General features: G+C 62.3%; 8 protein-coding genes. 2 read left to right on the top strand and 6 right to left on the bottom strand.

All coding sequences use genetic code 11. From position 1 onward, the window contains the following. Nucleotides 1-548 precede the first annotated feature (548 nt). Nucleotides 549-2,351: an aspartate--tRNA ligase gene (aspS, locus tag J3U87_RS13705; protein ID WP_237383613.1), complete on the bottom strand. Its 1,803-nt coding sequence runs from the start codon at nt 2,349-2,351 to the stop codon at nt 549-551. A gap of 544 nt (nt 2,352-2,895) precedes the next feature. Between aspS and J3U87_RS13700 the strand changes: the two genes are divergently transcribed. Then, complete coding sequence (locus J3U87_RS13700) at nt 2,896-4,227, top strand: OmpP1/FadL family transporter (RefSeq protein ID WP_237383612.1); 1,332 nt, start codon at nt 2,896-2,898, stop codon at nt 4,225-4,227. Nucleotides 4,228-5,249: 1,022 nt separating this feature from the next. Here the strand turns inward: J3U87_RS13700 and J3U87_RS13695 are convergent. The 4 genes from J3U87_RS13695 to J3U87_RS13680 all read right to left on the bottom strand — a co-directional run bounded on the left by J3U87_RS13695 (nt 5,250) and on the right by J3U87_RS13680 (nt 11,807). Further along, nucleotides 5,250-6,482, bottom strand: a complete 1,233-nt coding sequence (locus J3U87_RS13695; protein ID WP_237383611.1) for an ATP-binding protein — start codon at nt 6,480-6,482, stop codon at nt 5,250-5,252. A gap of 73 nt (nt 6,483-6,555) precedes the next feature. Beyond that, nucleotides 6,556-7,524 carry a transketolase family protein gene (locus J3U87_RS13690; protein WP_237383610.1) on the bottom strand — a complete coding sequence of 323 codons (969 nt, stop codon included), beginning with the start codon at nt 7,522-7,524 and terminating at the stop codon, nt 6,556-6,558. Nucleotides 7,525-7,526: 2 nt separating this feature from the next. Beyond that, on the bottom strand, nt 7,527-8,417 hold the full coding sequence (locus J3U87_RS13685) for a transketolase (RefSeq protein WP_237383609.1): 891 nt from the start codon (nt 8,415-8,417) through the stop codon (nt 7,527-7,529). 564 nt (nt 8,418-8,981) lie between these two features. Beyond that, nucleotides 8,982-11,807: a TonB-dependent receptor gene (locus J3U87_RS13680; protein WP_237383608.1), complete on the bottom strand. Its 2,826-nt coding sequence runs from the start codon at nt 11,805-11,807 to the stop codon at nt 8,982-8,984. A gap of 1,397 nt (nt 11,808-13,204) precedes the next feature. Between J3U87_RS13680 and J3U87_RS13675 the strand changes: the two genes are divergently transcribed. Further along, nucleotides 13,205-16,159, top strand: coding sequence for a glycosyl hydrolase family 18 protein (locus tag J3U87_RS13675; RefSeq protein ID WP_237383607.1), 2,955 nt, complete (start codon nt 13,205-13,207; stop codon nt 16,157-16,159). Nucleotides 16,160-16,218: 59 nt separating this feature from the next. On the opposite strand, the gene J3U87_RS13670 is transcribed toward J3U87_RS13675, so the two are convergent. Continuing rightward, entirely contained in the window at nt 16,219-18,114 is a 1,896-nt protein-coding gene (locus J3U87_RS13670; RefSeq protein WP_237383606.1) for a C25 family cysteine peptidase, read from the bottom strand. Nucleotides 18,115-18,147: the final 33 nt, after the last annotated feature.

The following is an 18,147-nucleotide window of genomic DNA, read 5'->3' as shown; positions in this document are numbered from 1 at the left end:
GCTGCTCCACCTACGGGCTCGACGTCTCACTGTGCATGCGGGGGCTCCGCTAGCTGGTGCCCATCCAGAAACAGGGTGTTTTTGTTAGGGATCCTCTGGATCGGTCGGGTTTCCAATGCAAGCTGCTATCAGCCTTCAGGTATCAGGTTTCAGCTAATTACCTTCGAACAAGTATCTTGCTGAAACCTGACGCCTGATACCTGATCGCGTGCCCATCCAGCCAAACCACCCAGGGCTGGCAGCCTTTCCGTTTCTGGATGGGCACTAGCTGGTCACTTCGCTTGGGTGGGACCGGGGAAAGGGCGCGCTTCGCTCTCTGGGGCAACCCACTCCCCTTGCATATGTTGCTTCGACGCGTCGGCCCAGCGGGCCAACCTACAGGCACGGCAACGCTCTCACCATGCGGGAACTGGGAGCAGGGGTGCTTCGATTGTTTCGGCAACCTGCCAAACCTACAGGCACCGCGCAAATTTTCGACAGACGGGACCTTCCGAAGATATGTCCGTGCGGTGCGACCTCGTCGTCTCGGTCACACCGCGGCTTCGACCTCAGTTTTCCTTGTCCTTGTGGGCGTGCAACACGGTGATGCCCAGGTCCACGAGCTGATCCACCGATACGCGCGAGGGGGAATCGGTCATCATGCAGTAGGCCGAGGTGGTTTTCGGGAAAGCAATGACGTCGCGCAACGATTTCTCGTTGGCCATCAGCATCGCGATGCGGTCCAGGCCGAGCGCGATCCCGCCGTGGGGCGGTGCGCCGTAGCTGAGGGCATTCAGGAGGAAACCGAACTTCTCTTCGGCCTCTTCTTCGCTCAGGCCCAGGGCTTTGAACATGGCGTCCTGGATGTCGCGGCGGTGGATCCGGATCGAGCCGCCACCGATTTCGAAGCCGTTGAGCACCAGATCGTAGGCCTTGGCGCGAACCTGACTCGGATCCTCTTTGAGCAGTTCCAGGTCCTCGTCGAGCGGTGAGGTGAACGGGTGGTGCAGGGCCACGTAACGGGCCGAGTCATCGTCGAACTCGACGAGCGGAAAGTCGGTGACCCACAGGAACTTGAAGGTGTTTTCCGGGATCATGTCCAACATCTCTGCCAGGCGGCAGCGCAGCGCACCCAGGGCCTGGTTGGCCTTCTCGCGGGCATCCGCGACGAAGAACAGGATGTCGCCTTCGCCACCGCCCGAGATCGTGAAGAGCTCGCGACAGAGATCTTCGCCGAGGAATTTCTTGATCGGTCCCGAAACCCCTTTTTCCGTGTATTTCAGCCAGGCCAGGCCGCGAATGCCGTAATCCTGCTTCAACCAGGATTCCAGCGATTCGATTTCCTTGCGGGATTTGGACGCCGCGCCGGGTGCACACACCGCCTTGACTCGGCCGTTGTTGGCCACGCAGTCGGCGAAGACGCCAAAGCCGCAATCGGCGACCTTGTCGGACAGATCGTTCAGTTTCATGTCGTAGCGCAGATCCGGTTTGTCGCTGCCGTAGTCGTCCATGGCGCGCTCGTAGGGCAAGCGTTGGAAGGGGGCTTCGATTTCCACGCCGATGACGCGCATCAGTTCCGCCATCATGCCCTCGAGCAGTGCGTAGACGTCATCGCGCTGCACGAAGGACATCTCCATGTCGATCTGGGTGAACTCGGGCTGGCGATCGGCGCGCAGGTCCTCGTCGCGGAAACAGCGTGCGATCTGGAAGTAGCGCTCGAAGCCGCTGACCATGAAGAGCTGTTTGAAGATTTGGGGCGACTGGGGAAGGGCGTAGAAGGAACCCTTGTGAACCCGGCTGGGGACCAGGTAGTCGCGCGCGCCCTCGGGGGTGGACTTGGTCAGGATCGGCGTTTCCAGCTCGACGAACTGCTTGGTGTCGAGGTAGTTGCGCACGGCCATGGTCAGCTTGTGACGCAGCAGGAAGTTCTTTTGCAGGGCCGGGCGGCGCAAGTCCAGGTAGCGGTGTTTCAGGCGCAGTTCCTCGCCGACGCCTTCGACGTCGTCCTTGATGGGGAACGGCGGGGTGGCCGCGTGATTCAGTACGAACAGTTCATTGACGAAGACTTCGATATTCCCGGTTGCCAGCTTGTTATTGATCGTATTTTCCGAACGCGCGCGCACGTTGCCGACGATGCCGATGACAAATTCGGAGCGCAAATTTTTCGCTTTGGCGTGGGCGTCGGCATTGTATTCGGGGTCCAGCACCAACTGGGTCAAACCCCAGCGGTCGCGGATGTCGACGAAGGTCAAATTACCCAGGTCGCGCCGCTTGGCTACCCAACCAAGCAAAGTCACGGTCTGTCCGACGTGCTCGGAACGGAGCTCGCCGCAATGGTGCGTTCGTTTCAGATCGCCTAAATGATCAAGCATGGCTAACCTCTTTTGGAGGCACGAGGCCTCGAGTTACTTTAGTCAAATCGGGAATAGACGAATGCCAGGCCGCCTGGTCGAGGACCAGTTGTGATAGAGCCGGCCCTGGTGGGGGAAATGCCGTCGCCGGGTTGCATGGCGAATGCCGCACGTAGGTGCAAAACCGTTGGAGGCTCGGCTTGCGCGCCGGACGAGGGGGGACCGCCCACGGCATTCCTTATTAAATGGTGCAGTGTACCCAATTCACTTGTGTGAAGCAACGGGAAATCAAGCCGCGGTGCGGATGATTCCAGCGGCGAAGGTGCTTCGGTGAGGTGTGGTCCCCGTACCGACGGAGGGGTTCGGGAATGTCGATCGCCCTCCCGGCAAAGGCTTGACGTTGAAGGCGCTTTAGTCCCGAGCTTTATTTTGCTATGCTGACCCGTCAACATGGCGTTTGGCTGCCCGTGTACCTTTTCGTGGCGCGACTTCTCGCAATTGGCCACCGCGTGCCGGGCCCGCCGTACCACCGATGAAACAAATGAATTAGTTCTCGAGGATACGCATGGGAAAAGGGCAGATGATCCAGGGATTCAAGGTCACGATGCTGACGATCGCGTGTATGGCGCTGACGGCGACGCCCGCCTGGGCCTCCGGGTTCGGCGTCTATGAGCAGGGCGTACAGTCTTCCGGAATGGCCGGCGCTTACGTAGCCCGCGCCGAGGACGCTTCAGCCGTCTACCACAACCCGGCCGGATTGGCCCAACTCCCGTTCCAGGAACTCGCGTTCAGCGTGCGGCCGGCGGCCAGCAAGTCTTTTTACAGCAACGCCGGTCAGACGACCTACGATTCCGATCCCACGTTTTCGGCCTTGCCTTCGATCTTCTGGAACTCTCCCTCGTTCGGGCGCTTCGCCTTCGGTATCGGCACCACCGCCTCCCACCACTACGAGCTGGATTGGGAGGAAGCGGACTATCCCGGTCGTTTTCTCTCCACCGGATCCGAGTTCTATGCCCAGGACCTGCTGGCCGGATTCGCCGTGAAGCTCGCGCCCGCCTGGTCGTTCGGCATCACCTACCGCTACACCCAGGCCGAATACCGCATCGACCGCAACCTGGCTCGGCCGATCGGCGAACTGGGCAATCCGGTGTTCTACGAAGCGAGCGAATCTTCGGACGTGGACGGGGACGGCACGGGTTATATCGTCGGTCTCCAGTACTACCCCAGCCGCAAGTTCAGCATCGGATTCAGCTACCAGTCGGCCATCGACCTGAACATGGATGGCGACCGCACCTTCGCCCAGGCCACCCGCCTCGACGACCAACGCGCCATCACCGATTTCGGCGGTGCTTTCAACGACACGACCCTGGCGACGTCCTTGGAATTGCCCCAACGCTATCAGGTCGGTTTCGCCACCCGGGTCACGATCCGCACCCGGGTCGAATTCGACCTCTCGCTCGAAGATTGGAGTTCCGTCGATCAGCAGGTGTTCGTGGCCGCGGACGGCAGCAACATGGTCATTCCCCGTAATTGGGACGAAACCTGGTCCTACCGGCTGGCCGGTGATTTCCAGCAGAAAAAGGCCCTGCTCTGGCGCGCCGGTCTGGCCGCGACCCGTCGGGTCATGCCCACCGATACCGTCGAACCCGGGTTCCCGGATGGCGACCGGTTCTCCTATCACTTCGGCGTCAGCTACACCTACAAGCGCCGCTACATTTTGGAAGGCGCGGTCATCTACGTGCAGAACCGCGATCGCAAGGTCAGCGACCTGGAGTTGATCACGGTCGACGTGCCGCCCGATTTCGTGCAGAGCACGGGCGAACAGGGCGCATTCGAGACCCAGCGCTGGCAGGCCAATTTCGGGCTGCGCATCCGTTGGGGCGTTCCCAAAGAGTGAGTTCCTCGAAGTGATCCAAGCCCGGCGTTCCCGCATGTCTGGCGGGGCGGTAAGCCGGCTCGGCCGAGGTGTCGAAGCCAACCAGGTTCGAAATTCCCCCAACTCCAGAGGGTCGTTGTGCCCGGTGGGTTCATCCGCTGGATGAACTTGTCGAAGCGGTCTAGCTGGGCGGTGCCCGCATTTTAATGAGGGGTGCCATTGCAGTAAGTTGGCCGGCCCGGCCGACATTTCGAAGCGACCAATGCGAGGCGTGCCCGGATCCCGAGAGGGTCGTTGTGCCAGGTAGGTCCATCGGCCCGATGGACATTTCGAAGCGACCTACACGAGGAGTGCCCGCATCCCGAGAGGGTCGGCGCCGCAGTAAGTTGGCCGGCTCGGCCGACTTTTCGAAGCGATCCAAACAACACCAGAAAACCCTGCCAAAGAGCGGAGCGCACCACCATCGCATGATCGCGCCCAGCGAAATAGATTCATATGCAGTTCCCGCATCTTCGTAAGCGGTGTAACACCTGTAGGATGAGTAGCTTGCCATACCGGCCGTGCTCAACCAATCGAAGCAACGATTGCTTCGGAGTGCGCCAGGTCGAAAGAGCGGAGCTCGTCCTCTTTGAATGGGCAATAACCATCAAACCTGACATTTTGGGTTCGCAAAAGGTGGTGCTTCGCGTCTGGGGATCGTGCAATACCCAGGTGTTCCGCTCTCGGGTTTCGTTTCCATCGGGCCAAGTCTCTTCGGAACGTCAACAGGGCGGCTTACCGCTCCTGCTCAACCAACTACGACGACGCTTCCCGGAAAATGTGGGAACTCCGATGTCGCAACATTGCGACAGGTTGTTCCTCTCTTTGGCTGGGTTTTTTGGCGTTGCTTGAGTCGCTTCGAAACGTCGGGCTGGCAGCCCAACCTACTGCGACGACGTCTCTCTAGACATGCGGGCACTGTGTGCCGGGTTCGCTTCGGATGGTGGATACTCTCGCGGGATGATTCGGCTGACACCCGATACCCGGCATCGGATGGCCACCCCTTAGCAGGATCGCGTTTGGATCCGGATCGCCTCGATGGCCGATTCGGCCGCCGCCATCGCCGCCTCGCGGCTCTCGCCGGTGGCGATGACCAGGCCCGGCCGGCCCGGATGGTTTTCGATGCGCGCGATGTGATCGCCCGGTTGGACCCGTACCTCGCAAAAGGCGATGTCGGGTCGTGCGTCCACTTCCGCCACACCTTCGACCGCCACCACGTAACCGGGCTCGGGGAACAGGTAGCGCTGGCAGACGAAGCGCTGGTGTCGGGGTACCAAATCATCGGTAGAGGGCTTCTCCCCCAGGGCTTGGCGGATGGCCTCGGTGACGATGTCGACCCCGGTGCTCAGGGGAATCGAATGGGTACAGAAATAGCCGCCACTGAGGCGCGTCGCCACTTCGATCACGTAGGCCCGGTCGCCGCTCCAAACCATGTCGCCCTTGACCACGCCATTCTTTACGCCCATGGCCAGGGCCGCGTTGGCCACTTCCCGTTCGATGGCCGTCTGGGCGGCCCTGGGCAGGTGGCTGGGCAGGTCGCCGCCGTTTTCCACCACGAAGGGTGCGTGGCAGGCCATCAACTCGTAATTGCGATCGGAAAAACCCGGGGTGAACGCGCGCCCGTCGACGACGATCGACTCGGTGGAAACCTGGGGGCCCTCCAGAAAGCGCTCGACCATGACGCGCTCGGTGGGGGAGAACTTGAGCGCGTAGTGGTAGGCCCAGTTCGTGTCGATCGTCGAAGTACCGACCCCGAGTTGCAAGACGCCGCGCGAGCCGCGGCTGTCCACCGGTTTCAAGATCAGTGGGACGCCGTGCTCCACCACCAATGCCTGCAGGTGGGCCGCCGAGTGGACCGCCGTATACCAGGGAATGGCCACGCCGTGCTCGCGCAACCGATCCTTCATCGCCAACTTGTCCACGGCCAGCGCGGCCGTCTCCCGCGAGATGCCGGGAAGATTCAGGGCGGTGGTCACGGCGGCGACCGTTTGCGGAACGTCCGAGGCGAGGCACAGGACGCCGTTCAGTCGTCCCCCCTTCGCCAACTGGGCGTGAACCGCGGCCAACGTCTCCTCTTCGTTGTAGGTGTCGGCGAGCAGGGACACATCGGCCATGGCGAAGCAGGGCGCGTTGGGGTTGCGATCGCTGACCCAGACGGACAGGCCCATGCGCTTCGCCGCTTCCACGCCCGGCACGGTTTCGATACCACCACCAACGAACAGAATGGTTTGTTGCACGATTCACCTCGTTCGAAAAGCATAGCGTAAAAAAGGTTCTCGGCGCAGGGGGAGAGGTGAAGCGTGCACCGGATCAACGTCTCTTGCGGGCGACCGCGCGCAGCACCGCGGCGACGATGGCGGCTTCGGTGAGACCGTATTTTTCGGCGAGTTCTTCGGGTTCGCCCGATTCGCCGAAGGTGTCGTCGACGCCGATCATTTCCAGGGGACAGGGCATGTGTTGCGCCAAGACTTCGGCCACGGCGCCGCCCAAGCCGGCGAAGACGTTGTGGTCTTCGGCGGTGATGAAACAGCCGGTCTCGCGGGCGCAGGTGAGCAGGCAGGTCTGATCGATGGGTTTGATGGTGGCCATGTTGACCACGCGCACGTCGAGGCCCTGGTCGACCAGCGATTCGGCCGCGTCGAGCGCCTTGGCCACCATGGTGCCGCAGGCGACCAGCGTGGCGTCTCGGCCGTCGCGAAGCACGGTGGCTCTACCGATGGTGAAGGCCTGGTCCGGGGGCATGATCGATCGGGCCGAGCTTTGACCGGTCCGCATGTAGACCGGGCCGGGGTATTTGAGAATCGCCTCGGTGGCCTGGGCCACCTCGTGGGGATCGGCCGGCGACAGCACCACCATGCCGGGAATGGCGCGAAATGCCGCCAAATCTTCGACACATTGGGTGGAGGCGCCGTCGGGGCCCACGTCCAAGCCCGAATGGCTGGCCACGATTTTGACGTTGCGATGGGGATAGGCCACCGATTGGCGAACCTGCTCCAGCGAGCGCAGGCAGTAGACCGCATAGGTCGACACCAGGACCGGTAGGCCGACCGCACTCATGCCGGCTGCGAGGGAGACCATGTTCTGCTCGGCGATACCGCACTGGTAGAAGCGATCGCCGAAGGCGCGGCGGAAGTGATGGGTTCCCGAAACACCCGCCACATCGCTGTCCAGCACCACGAAATTCGGGTAGGTCTTGCCCAGGCGCACCAGCGCGCGGCCGAACGCCTCCTTCAGCGATTCTCCGGGGCGATCGCGCGACGGGGGAGGTGAAAGGTCCATCGTCACCCCGCTTCCCCGGCGAAGACCGAGCCATCGAGGAACGCGGGGATTTCGGCTTCATCGGTGTTCAGATCGAGTAGGGCCTGACGCAGGTTGCTGGAGCTGAGGCACACGCTGCCGTGCCATTTCGCCACGCCCTCCATGTAGCGCACGCCTTTGCCCTTGATGGTGTGGGCCACCAGCACGGTGGGCACCCCGGCGGTGCGCATGAACAGGTTCACGCCCATTTCGAGCTGTTCGAAATCGTGGCCGTCCACGTTGAGTGCCTGCCAGCCGAAGGCGCGCCATTTTTCCAGCAGGGGTTCCAGCCCGATGATGTTCTGGTTCAAATCGCCGCGTTGCAATTTGTTGTAATCGATGAACACGCAGAGCCGGTCCAGTTGGTAGTGACCGGCCAGCATGGCCGCTTCCCATACCTGCCCTTCCTGAAGCTCGCCGTCGCCGAGCATCGCGAAAATGGGGTTGCGGTAGTGGTGATGGCGATAGCCGACCGCCATGCCCACTGCGACCGAAAACCCCTGGCCCAGGGAGCCCGTGCTGGCTTCCACGAAGGGGGTCGTCTTCACGTGCGGATGTCCCTGCAGGGTCCCGTTGATCTTTCGGAACGAGGTCAGGGCGTCGAGCGGAAGCAGGCCCTTCAGGGCGGCCACCGCGTAGAGCGCCGCGCACGCGTGCCCCTTGGAAAGCACGAACCGCGGTCGATCCGGCTCCGCCATGGCCTCCGCCGTGGTGGCCAGGCACTGGGAGTACAGGTGGACCAGGATATCGGTCGCGGAAAGCGCTCCACCCGGATATCCAGAGCCGGCATGGTAGATCATGGCCAGAAGCAAGCGCCTGACATGAAGAGCCATGCGGCGTTGTTCGGATGCCGTGGCGACAGGGGTAACTGACATCGGAAAGGACTCTTTTCGCGGCTCGACCGGAAACGATCGACGAATCCGGTTTGGCGGGAACGCTGGTGGAAAGAGGGCAGTAAAATTTACTAGATCATAGCAAGAATTTGCGGCAAGGGGTAGCGGCTGCGTTTTTCGTCAGAATTTCCGAGGGGACAAAACCGATGATCTCCCGTTTCCCGCGGTTGTTCGATGGAAGGCCGAAAGCGTTCGATGCGGCCCCATTCCCCGACACGAAAAAAGGGGGCCGAGCGCCCTGAGCGCACGACCCCCGAAGGTTTTGACGTTTTCACAACGTCAGCCGGATCGAGGCGACTCACCTGGCTGGAGCAAGCCCGCCGCCTCACTAGGATTCGTTTGTGCCCATCCGGAAATAGGGCTTCATCGAGGAATCGGCACCTCGGAAACGCTTGCGACCCGGTATCGGCAGCCAGGTGTCAGGTGTCAGTTAATTACCTGTGAACAAGTATGTTGCTGAGACCTGACGCCCGAGGGCCGATGGCGTACCCATCCAGGCGAACGAATTGGGCGGTTTCGCCCTTTTCGTTACCGAATGGGCCCTGGTTAGAACGTAAAGGTGCCGCCCACCTGGATCTGGCGGGGATCGCCGGCCGCGCTCGCTTGCCCGAAGCTGGCCGATTGTTGGTTGTTGATGTAGGAAGTGTAGTTTTCCCAGTCGAACACGTTGAAGGCGTCGACGTAGACGTTGAGCCCGATCTGGCGTAGCGTCACCTTTTTGGAGAGACGCAGGTTGAGCACCTTCGTGGCGTCCTTGCGGCCCGAGTTGCGGCCTTCGCCCTCGGGATAGTCGTTGTTCACGAAGCCGTCGCCGTTGACGTCGGAGCCCACGATGACCTCGTAGGGCGTGCCGGTGGCGTAGGTGCCCCAGCCGCTGACCTGCATTTTCCAGGGCAGGTCGAACCCGACGTTGACCGAAACCCGATGACGCTCGTCGGTCAGGGCCGGCGCGCGTTCCAGCATGTCTTCACTGGTGTAGCGCCAGTAGCCGTGGTAGAGCGAATCGGACTCGTTGTCGGCCCAGCCCAGGGTGTAGGACACCTGGCCGAACCAACCGTCTTTGTAGGGACGGTCGAAGAAGAGGTAGAAGGCGTCGAACCAGGAGTTGCCCTCGTCCGTCCAGACGTTCACCTTGCCGTAGCCGGGAATTTGGCCGTTGGCGTTGGCGTCGTAGACCGCGGTTTCGTTGGATCCGCGCACACCCACGTAGCTCACGCTGAGGGTGGCGTCCTGAATTTTCTGGCGGTAGCCCACGCTGAACTGAATCGTCTTGGGCGGCTTCAGGTCGTCGGGGATCAGGAAGACTTCCGGCGGATCGGTTTCACCGCTGGCGATCAGGTCCAGCAGGTTGTCGCGCTCGAAGTAGGCGTCGTCCCATACCAGCGAATTGTTGGCACCGTCTTCCGAGAAGCGGATGTTGAAGATTTTGTAGGTGTAGCGCAGGGCTTCGTCGGAGGCCACGTTCCAGATGGTGCGGTCGTAGAAGATGCCCACGCCGGCCGTCAGGAAGCGGGTGCCGTCGCCGCTGATGTCGTAGGAGAGGCCGAGCCGCGGCTGAAGCGCGCCGGTGAACGGATCGCGATTGCTGCCGTCGGAGAAGTAGCGTTCGTCGAAGTAGGGCGTGAGATCCGCGCGTACGTCGGCGGGGGTGACGAAGTCGTTGTTGAGCATGTTGGTTTCATAGTCGTAGCGGATGCCCATGCTCAGGGTGAGTTTGTCGTTGACCTTCCAATCGTCTTGAATGAAGAGGCCGTATTGGGTGTTGTACTTGGCGACGCCCGGGTCACCGACACCGATGCTGGCGTTGTAGGGCACCGTGGCGGTATCGGTCTCGAAATCGAATTGCGGGTTCAGGAAAAGCTGCTGTTCGGCCTGATAGCGCAACCGCTGGGCCGACACGCCGGCCTTGATGAAGTGATTGCCCAATCCCACGCTGACGTCGTAGTTCAACGAGTAGCGTTCCTGGGCCCAATCCTGCGGCGCATGGGAGAAGGGGCCGATGTGGATGCTGGGGTAGCGCAGGCCGGGTCCCGGTTGGGCGAGGGTCGCCGTCGCCCAGCCGTAATCCTGGCTGTTGAAGCGGATCTCGTGGAGTGCCGTGCCGGCCACCAGTTGGTACTTGGCGCTGATGTTGGTGACGTCGTTGGTGAAATCCAGACCGCGATCCTGGGTGTAGGGTTGGGCCCACCACAGCCAGTACGCCGTGTTCGACTCGTCGCGATCGTCCAGGGAGATGTCGAAATAGTGCTCTGGTGACGGCTGGTAGGTCAGCCGCAGGAAGCCCAGTTTCGATTTTTGCGGCATCGGGAAGTTGCCGCCCTGATCGGCGAAATCGCCCGTCGGCGCCGAAATGTAGAACTCGTCCACCTGGGTGTCCTCGTAGGCCAGGAAATAGTGCAGTTTGTCCTTCACGATCGGTCCGCCGACCGCGAAACCCATCTGGTTGCGCTCGTAGGCCGGTTTCTCGCTGGCGAAGGCGTTTTTGGAGTTCAGGTCCTTGTCGCGATAGGTGAAGAACACCTCGCCGTTGAGGTCGTTGGTGCCCGACTTGGTGGCCGCCGTGACCACGCCACCCGACGCCTTGGCGAACTCGGCCTTGTAGAGCTGGGTCACGACGCGGTACTCGCGAATGGCACTCAGCGGAAAGGCGTTCGACGAGCTGATGAACTGGCCGACCATGCCGCCGTCCACGATCTCGTTCTTGCGATCGCTGCCGTCCACGTAGAAGCCCAGGCTGGACGCGGTGGATGCGCCGGTGGTCAGGCCCGAACCGGAAGCGCCGCCGGCGGCCGGCTTGGTGCCCGGCGCCAGGGTGGCGACTTCCAGGAAGTTGCGGCCGTTGAGCGGCAGCTTTTCCATCTGCTCGTTGCGGATCGGAATCGATAGGTCCGATTTGGTCAGGTCGGTCGCCTGGATTTCGGCCGTGACGGTCACCTCTTCGCTGATGCCGCCCGGGGTCACTTCGAAATTGATGTCGACCTTCTGTCCGATGAACATCTTGGCCAATTTGATCTGGGGCTCGAAACCCTCGTGTTCGAAGCGAATTTCATAGGTGCCCGGCGGGATGGACAGGAAAAAGTAATAGCCGTCCTTGTTGGTGGTGGCGGTCCATTCCATTCCGGTTTCGGTATTGCGCGCCAGGACGGGGGCGTCGCCGAGGGCGCCTCTGCCTTGAACGACGACGCGGCCTTGAACGGCGGCGTTGCTGGATTGAGCGAGAAGTTGGGGGATTGGGAACAGCAGGAACAGGACGAGAGCGAGAGCCAGTCGCTTACCAAGCGGGGATAGGAAAGCGGCGAAGCGCCCGTGAGGCGACGGAGCGGGGTGGGGAACCGACGCGCCCAGACGACTTGTCAAAGCATGATGTCTCAACACTGGGAAACCTCCGTGTGCTGCATAAATTTGCGGAACCTCTCGTGTCGTCTACCGGATGAGTGGAGACGGGTACGCTTGACCGATCCGACGCGGACCGCCGACGGGGGAAGAGAAAAAGAGAAAAGGAGAGCAACAAACAAAAGAGCCCCCGGAAGTGGACGGGTCCCTCGGGGGAGAGGGCCGCGCCGGTAAGGTGGAGTGCAAGAGATCGCAGACTTGGTGAAAGCATTATGTGAAGCCGTGGTTAAGTTTGTCAAGTGAACAAACAAAAAATGTCGCAAAAAACACGTCACCGTTCCGGAATCCTCGCGTTTCCGGGCTTCGGGACGAGCTGCATCTGCGTTACGAAAGGGTTTATGCGGTAGTGCGTTCGACGATTTTACGGGAAAAACGGATGCCCGACGTCGTGGCGGATTTACTGAGCCCGCCATCTCTCTCGCGCTCGCGTGCGAGGTGGGCGGGACGAAATCCAAATCGAGCGCCGTGGACCGCACCCTGACGGGCTGCGGGGTCCCGCGCTCTTCGCCACTATAGCAAATTTCCCCCGACCATCGGCCTTTTGCTGTTTCCCGCGGGGCAACCTGCCCGCTTGTGTAGGGTTGCTCACATCTCCCGCGATTCCGCGGCGCACCTGTTGACAAGTTTTTGGCTTGACTTTACCTTCGTTCACTGACATGTTTAGTACACTGATTGAACAAAAAGCCATTTCATCCCCAACCCGCGGTCTCCCCCCGACCACGGCTCCGGCGGCCCACTTCGGTGGGTCGCCGTCCCCCATCCCCACTCGGGTTGGCCGGGCAGGGGACCCCTCCGCCATCACGGCGCATCCCGCAACTACCTGCCGCTTCCCGGCTTTTCCACGCGTCGCCGCCCCGGCCGCGCGTGCCTTTCCCCCACCCTTTTCATCGCGAATCTCCCCGGTTCGCGGGAAAACGGCCATCATTCAATCGTTCCAACCCCTTGATGCCCCCCATGCCTCGAAGACGTTCGCCGGCGCGTCGGTTTCCCCGGGTTTTCGGATCCGAAACCGGACCGCCGTCGACCTGTATCTCGAGGTCGGTTCCGTCTCGGGCGTGCCGCCTCGCGCGGTGACATCGCCCGCCTTCCCCCGACGACGGGTAACGGTCGCACCCAACGCTGTGCGCGCTACCCCGATGTCGAGCCCTTTCGACGAGCGACGGCTTCCGGTTGCCATGTTTATGGATGTCACCCCGCCGGCATCGGAGACCGCGCTCGAACTCACGATTTTTTGGCTTTCGCCGGGCTCGACCCACCGCGACCGTCCGCGGTGTCGGTGTGTCCCGATCCGGCGGGCGAATCGTGATTCGGACTGAGTACCATCCCCGACTCGGGGTGGTCGTTCCCCCGAGTTGGTCATATTTGAGGAGAGAACTATGCTACGTAAGGCCTTGCATCTGGCCCACATCGCGGCGCTTTTCGCCATTGCCTGGCTGGCGCCGATCACCCTGGCCGGCGATGCCGCCCCACAGCGGCGCATCGTCGGCTACTTCACCGAATGGCGCAACGGTTCCAATGGGTTTCCCACCTTTTTGGCGACCGACATCCCTTGGGATCGCGTCACCCACCTCAACTACGCCTTCGCACGCGTCAACGAGCAAACCAACCGCATCGATTTCAGCAGCCGGGAGGCCGCGATCGAAATGACCCTGCCGGGTCAGTCGGATCGATATCCCTACCTCGGTCACTTCAACGTGCTGAGCACCATGAAAGAACAGTATCCCCACGTGAAGACCCTGATCGCGGTGGGCGGCTGGGCCGAGTCGCGCGGGTTTTATACGATGTGCGAAACCGCGGCGGGCCGCGAGGCCTTCGCGGACAGCGCCGTCCAGTTCCTGCGCGATTACGGCTTCGATGGCCTGGACATCGACTACGAATATCCCACGGCCACCTCGCAGGCCGGCAATCCCAACGATTTCGACGTCTCCGAACCGCGCCGTGGTCGGCTGTACGCCGACTACATGGAGTTGGTCAAGTTGCTGCGCCGGAAACTGGACGAAGCCAGTGCCCAGGATGGGAAATCCTACCTGTTGACGATGGCCGCGCCTGCTTCCTCTTGGATTCTCGGCGGTATGATGATGGGCGAGTACGCGACCTACATGGACTTCGTCAACATCATGACCTACGACTTCCACGGTGCCTGGAACGGATTTGTCGGACACAACTCGGCACTGCTGCCCGATGACCGCGACCCCGAAACACGGCCGCTGGGCGTTCCGGTTCTCAACGTGGATTGGGCCTATCGCTATTTTCGCGGCGTGATTCCGCCGGCCAAGATGAACGTGGGCATCCCCTACTATTCGCGCGGCTGGCGCAACGTCAACAAGGGCAGCCTGCCCGGCGGGCTCTACGGTTCCGCAGCCCAGAGTGGCGGCGGTGCGTTGGGCATCGACAACATCTGGCACGATCTGGACGAGAACGGCCAGGAGATCGGGTCGGGTTCCAACCCGTTGTGGCACCTCAAGAACCTGGTGGCCAACCGGGAGAACCTGAGCTACGCCGACGACTGGGGTTTCGATCCCGATCTGGGCGGCACCTACGAGCGCTTTTTCGACGATGTCAGTAAAGTGCCCTACATCTGGAACGAAAACAAGCGCGTCTTCCTGTCGCTGGAGGACGAGGAGTCCATGCGGCACAAGGTGCAGTACGTGATCGACAAGGGACTCGGCGGCATCATGATGTGGGAGCTGGCCGGCGACTTCGAAATGGGCCCCAACGGCGAATACCGCATGGGTTCGACCCTGACCACCCTGGCCCACGAGATGTTCCAGGGCGCCGGTCCGGCCGACGGGCGCATGAGTACTTTTCCCCTGCCCGCGGAAACGGCCGATTACGAGATTCGTTTTGGCGGGACCTACGACCATCCGAACTACACTTTTGCCCTCACCCTCCATAACCACGGCGCCGATGCGATCGACCCGGGTTGGAAACTCGGGTTCAGCCTGCCCAAAACCACCACCCTGACCTCGGTCTGGGGCGCGTCCTTCACGAAAACCGGCGAACACGACGACTTTCAACGCTTCGAAATCACCGGACCCGGTTGGCAGGGCATTCCCGCGGGCGGGAGCGTGACCCTTCAGGGCATGATGAAGCTGACCTTTTCCGGCGGTCCGCGCCTCTTCGTGCTGAATGGCAAGGCTTCGAGTTACGAGGTCGAGCCCGGCAACGCCGCGCCGGTCGCCAACGCCGGCATGGACGCGCGCTACGAGGGTCCCGCCGATGTGACCCTCGACGGTTCGGCTTCCTTCGATCCCGACGGCGATCCGCTGAGCTACGCCTGGACCCAAACCGGCGGCCCGGCTGTCGCGATTCGCGATGCCGACCAGGCCCGGGCCGGGTTCGAGGCGCCCGAGGTGCAGGAGAACACGACCTATCGGTTCGAGCTGGCCGTGAACGACGGTGAGTTCAGCGACAGCGACGAGGTCGTGATCACCATCGCACCCAAGCCCCGCAACCAACCTCCGACCGCCAACGCCGGCTCTGACCTCGCCGCGACCGCACCGGCCCGGGTGGCGCTCGATGGGTCGGCTTCCAGCGATCCCGACGGCGATGCACTCCAATACTCCTGGCAGCAGGTCACGGGACCGACCGTGGTGTTGGAGGGTGCCAATGGCGCCACGCCATCCTTCGAGGTGGCGTCGGTGGCCTCCGAGACCCAATACCGTTTCGAGCTCACTGTCTCCGATGGTGAGTTCGAAGACACCGACGCCGTCGCGGTGACGGTGCGTCCGGCCTCGGCGAACCGGGCTCCCGTAGCGGTGGTGAGTGGCGATCAAACCGTGACCGCCGGCGATGCCGTCGTCATCGACGCCTCGGCCTCGTACGATCCGGACGAAGACGCCCTGAGCTTTCAGTGGTCGGTGCCCGCCGGCATCGATCCGGATGGCACCACCGCGGACATGCTCCGTTTCACGGCGCCCGCGGTGACGGCCGACACGACCTTCACCTTCGAGGTCCAGGTCTCCGATGGCTCGCTTTCCGACAGCGCAACCGTCGACGTGACTGTCCGGCCGGACGATGGCTGCGGCGGCCCCGATCCCGGCGACTACCCGGCTTGGAACGCCGACCAGATCTACACGGGTGGCGAGATGGTCAGCCACGACGGCAAGGTTTGGAAAGCGTTGTGGTGGACTCGGGGAGAAACCCCGGGAACCAACTCGGTCTGGGAAAACCAAAGCGGCGGCGAGACCTGGAACCCCGCGCGGGCCTACAACGGCGGTGACGAAGTCAACTACAACGGCCGCCGTTACCGCGCCAAGTGGTGGACCCAGGGTGACAACCCTGCATCCTCCAACGTCTGGACGGATATCGGACCCGCCACCGGCTGCTGACACGATTGTCCTTGGTTTCTCTAATGCTCCTGGCGCGGGCTTTCGGGCTCGCGCTTTTTTTATTTTGGGCGGCGGTGCCGAAGGGCGAGCGCCAGAACATCTCGATGAGCCTGCCAAGCGGTGGCGTCCAGGTGCTCCGGGTCCGGGAGCCAGTTTTCCACGTTGCCGGTTGCGTCCATGCGGGTGCGGGCCACCACCTTTGATTTCTCGGAAGGATCGGGATCGTTTCCACCTATATAGGTCGTGACCACCAGGGTCGTAGAACTCGTGGACGTCGGTGGAGGCTGGGAATCCGAGAGCGCTGACCGGGTCGAGAAGGTGAATTCTTCGAAATCCTCTCCTTCTTCGGTTGTATCCGACGAGTCGGCGATATGGTGCTGGATGGCTGCCGGAATCGGTTCGGGCCCGCTCGGGGAAGAGGAATCAAATGCGGGCATCTTCGCTTCGTCGAACTGCAGGGGTTTCCTGCCGGTGGGTGCGGTGTCGGGTTTGGCCAGGGGCAACCGAACGGCGGGATCGCCGAGAACCACGTAACCGCGGGCGTCGTTGTGCGCGGCCCAGAGTCGGGCCAGCTCGCGTTCGGCGACCCGTTTGCCGTGGTCGATGTCGTCCAGCTCGGCGGCCAGCTCGACCGCGAGCTCCGCGTAGCGTTCGTTGAACGCCTCCATCGCCGATCCGATCGGGGAACCCGCGATCAACTGATCCAGCGCACTCTCGAAGACATCTCGTTGAAAGCCGGCGCGACCCCAGCGGAACGAAAAGCTCCAGGTGCGATCCACGTTGCCGATGACGGCCAGGGCACCGCCGCGCCGGTGGGACAGCAGGCCCGAAGGCAGCGCCGCGAGGAAGGGGGTGTCACTCAAGAGACCGGCTTGTGGCCCCTGGCGCAGCGACGTTTCGCTGTCGATCCGCTTCGCGCTACGGTCGTAGCGCGCGAAGCTGTCGCGCGCCGGGGTTCCCGCCGAATAGCAGCCGAAAAAGAAGGCGATCAAGCCGTGCAACCGAGCATCGGGATCCAGGTCGTCGCCGCTGAAGTAGTACTTTCGCAATGCGCCGGACCGGATGGCCCGCAAATCGTGGCCACCGGGATCCTGGCAGTGGACGGCGCCCATGTGCTCCCGTTGAAGTGGTTGTCCCGGGCTGAAAAATTCGCCATGACTGGCGGAGAACACCAGCGCGGGCGTTTCCGCACCGCCCAACAGCTCGGCCAGCGCGGCCTTGGTGGCCTGGGTGCCGACCTGTTTGGTGAGTTCGAGATCGGGATGTGATTTGGCCAGATAGTCGTGAAGCGGTTCCACCAAATTGACCCGACTGAGTTCGGTCGATTCGTCGTAATCCGGCCCGAAAAAGGCGATCCGGCGATTCAGCGCCAGGCCGTCGCGCTCGGCGGCCACCACCGATTGGGCGTACCTGGCGAAGTCTTCGGGTGTGTCGAACCATATCCGCCCCACGGCGTACTGCACGTCCAATTGATACTGAAAGGTCCAGCCAATGGAAGACAGGTCGCCCACCAACAGCAGGTAGTAAGGCATTTTTTCCGGGTTGACCGGGCCGGGGCCGATGTTGTGGCGCTTGAGGAAGTCGCGTTTCGATTCACCGGCGCGAATGCCGTCGGCGCCCGAGATCACCCGGTGGCGATCGGGCCGCGTCTGTTCGCGACGCCATGCGATGAGCGGCTCCAAGGCTCGCAGGATGGCGGGGTCCACATCCTCGGCGCAGATCAGGCCCCAGCCGGCCTGGGCCAGGTCCTTCGGGTCGAGGCCGGACTTGAGTCCGTAGTGGGGTTCCTTGTGTTGGCGCAGTGCCTCCAGCTCTTTCAGGTCGTCGGGCAGCTCGGCTTGACGGATGGACGGGATCAGGTTTTGAAGCGGTTGAGGCGCAATCGCCGCATTGCCGGTGGCGGCGTCGATGCCGTTGAAAAAAAAGAGCTCGTCGAGATTGGGAGACTGTTCCATGCCTGCTCCTGAAAACTGCGCTGAAGTGGTAAT

Origin of the sequence: Sulfidibacter corallicola, assembly GCF_017498545.1 — a bacterium.
In the GTDB taxonomy this organism is placed as follows: Bacteria; Acidobacteriota; Holophagae; order Acanthopleuribacterales; family Acanthopleuribacteraceae; genus Sulfidibacter; species Sulfidibacter corallicola.
The sequence above is the reverse complement of the archived record's forward strand: the minus strand, read 5'-3'. Positions and strand labels throughout refer to the sequence as shown.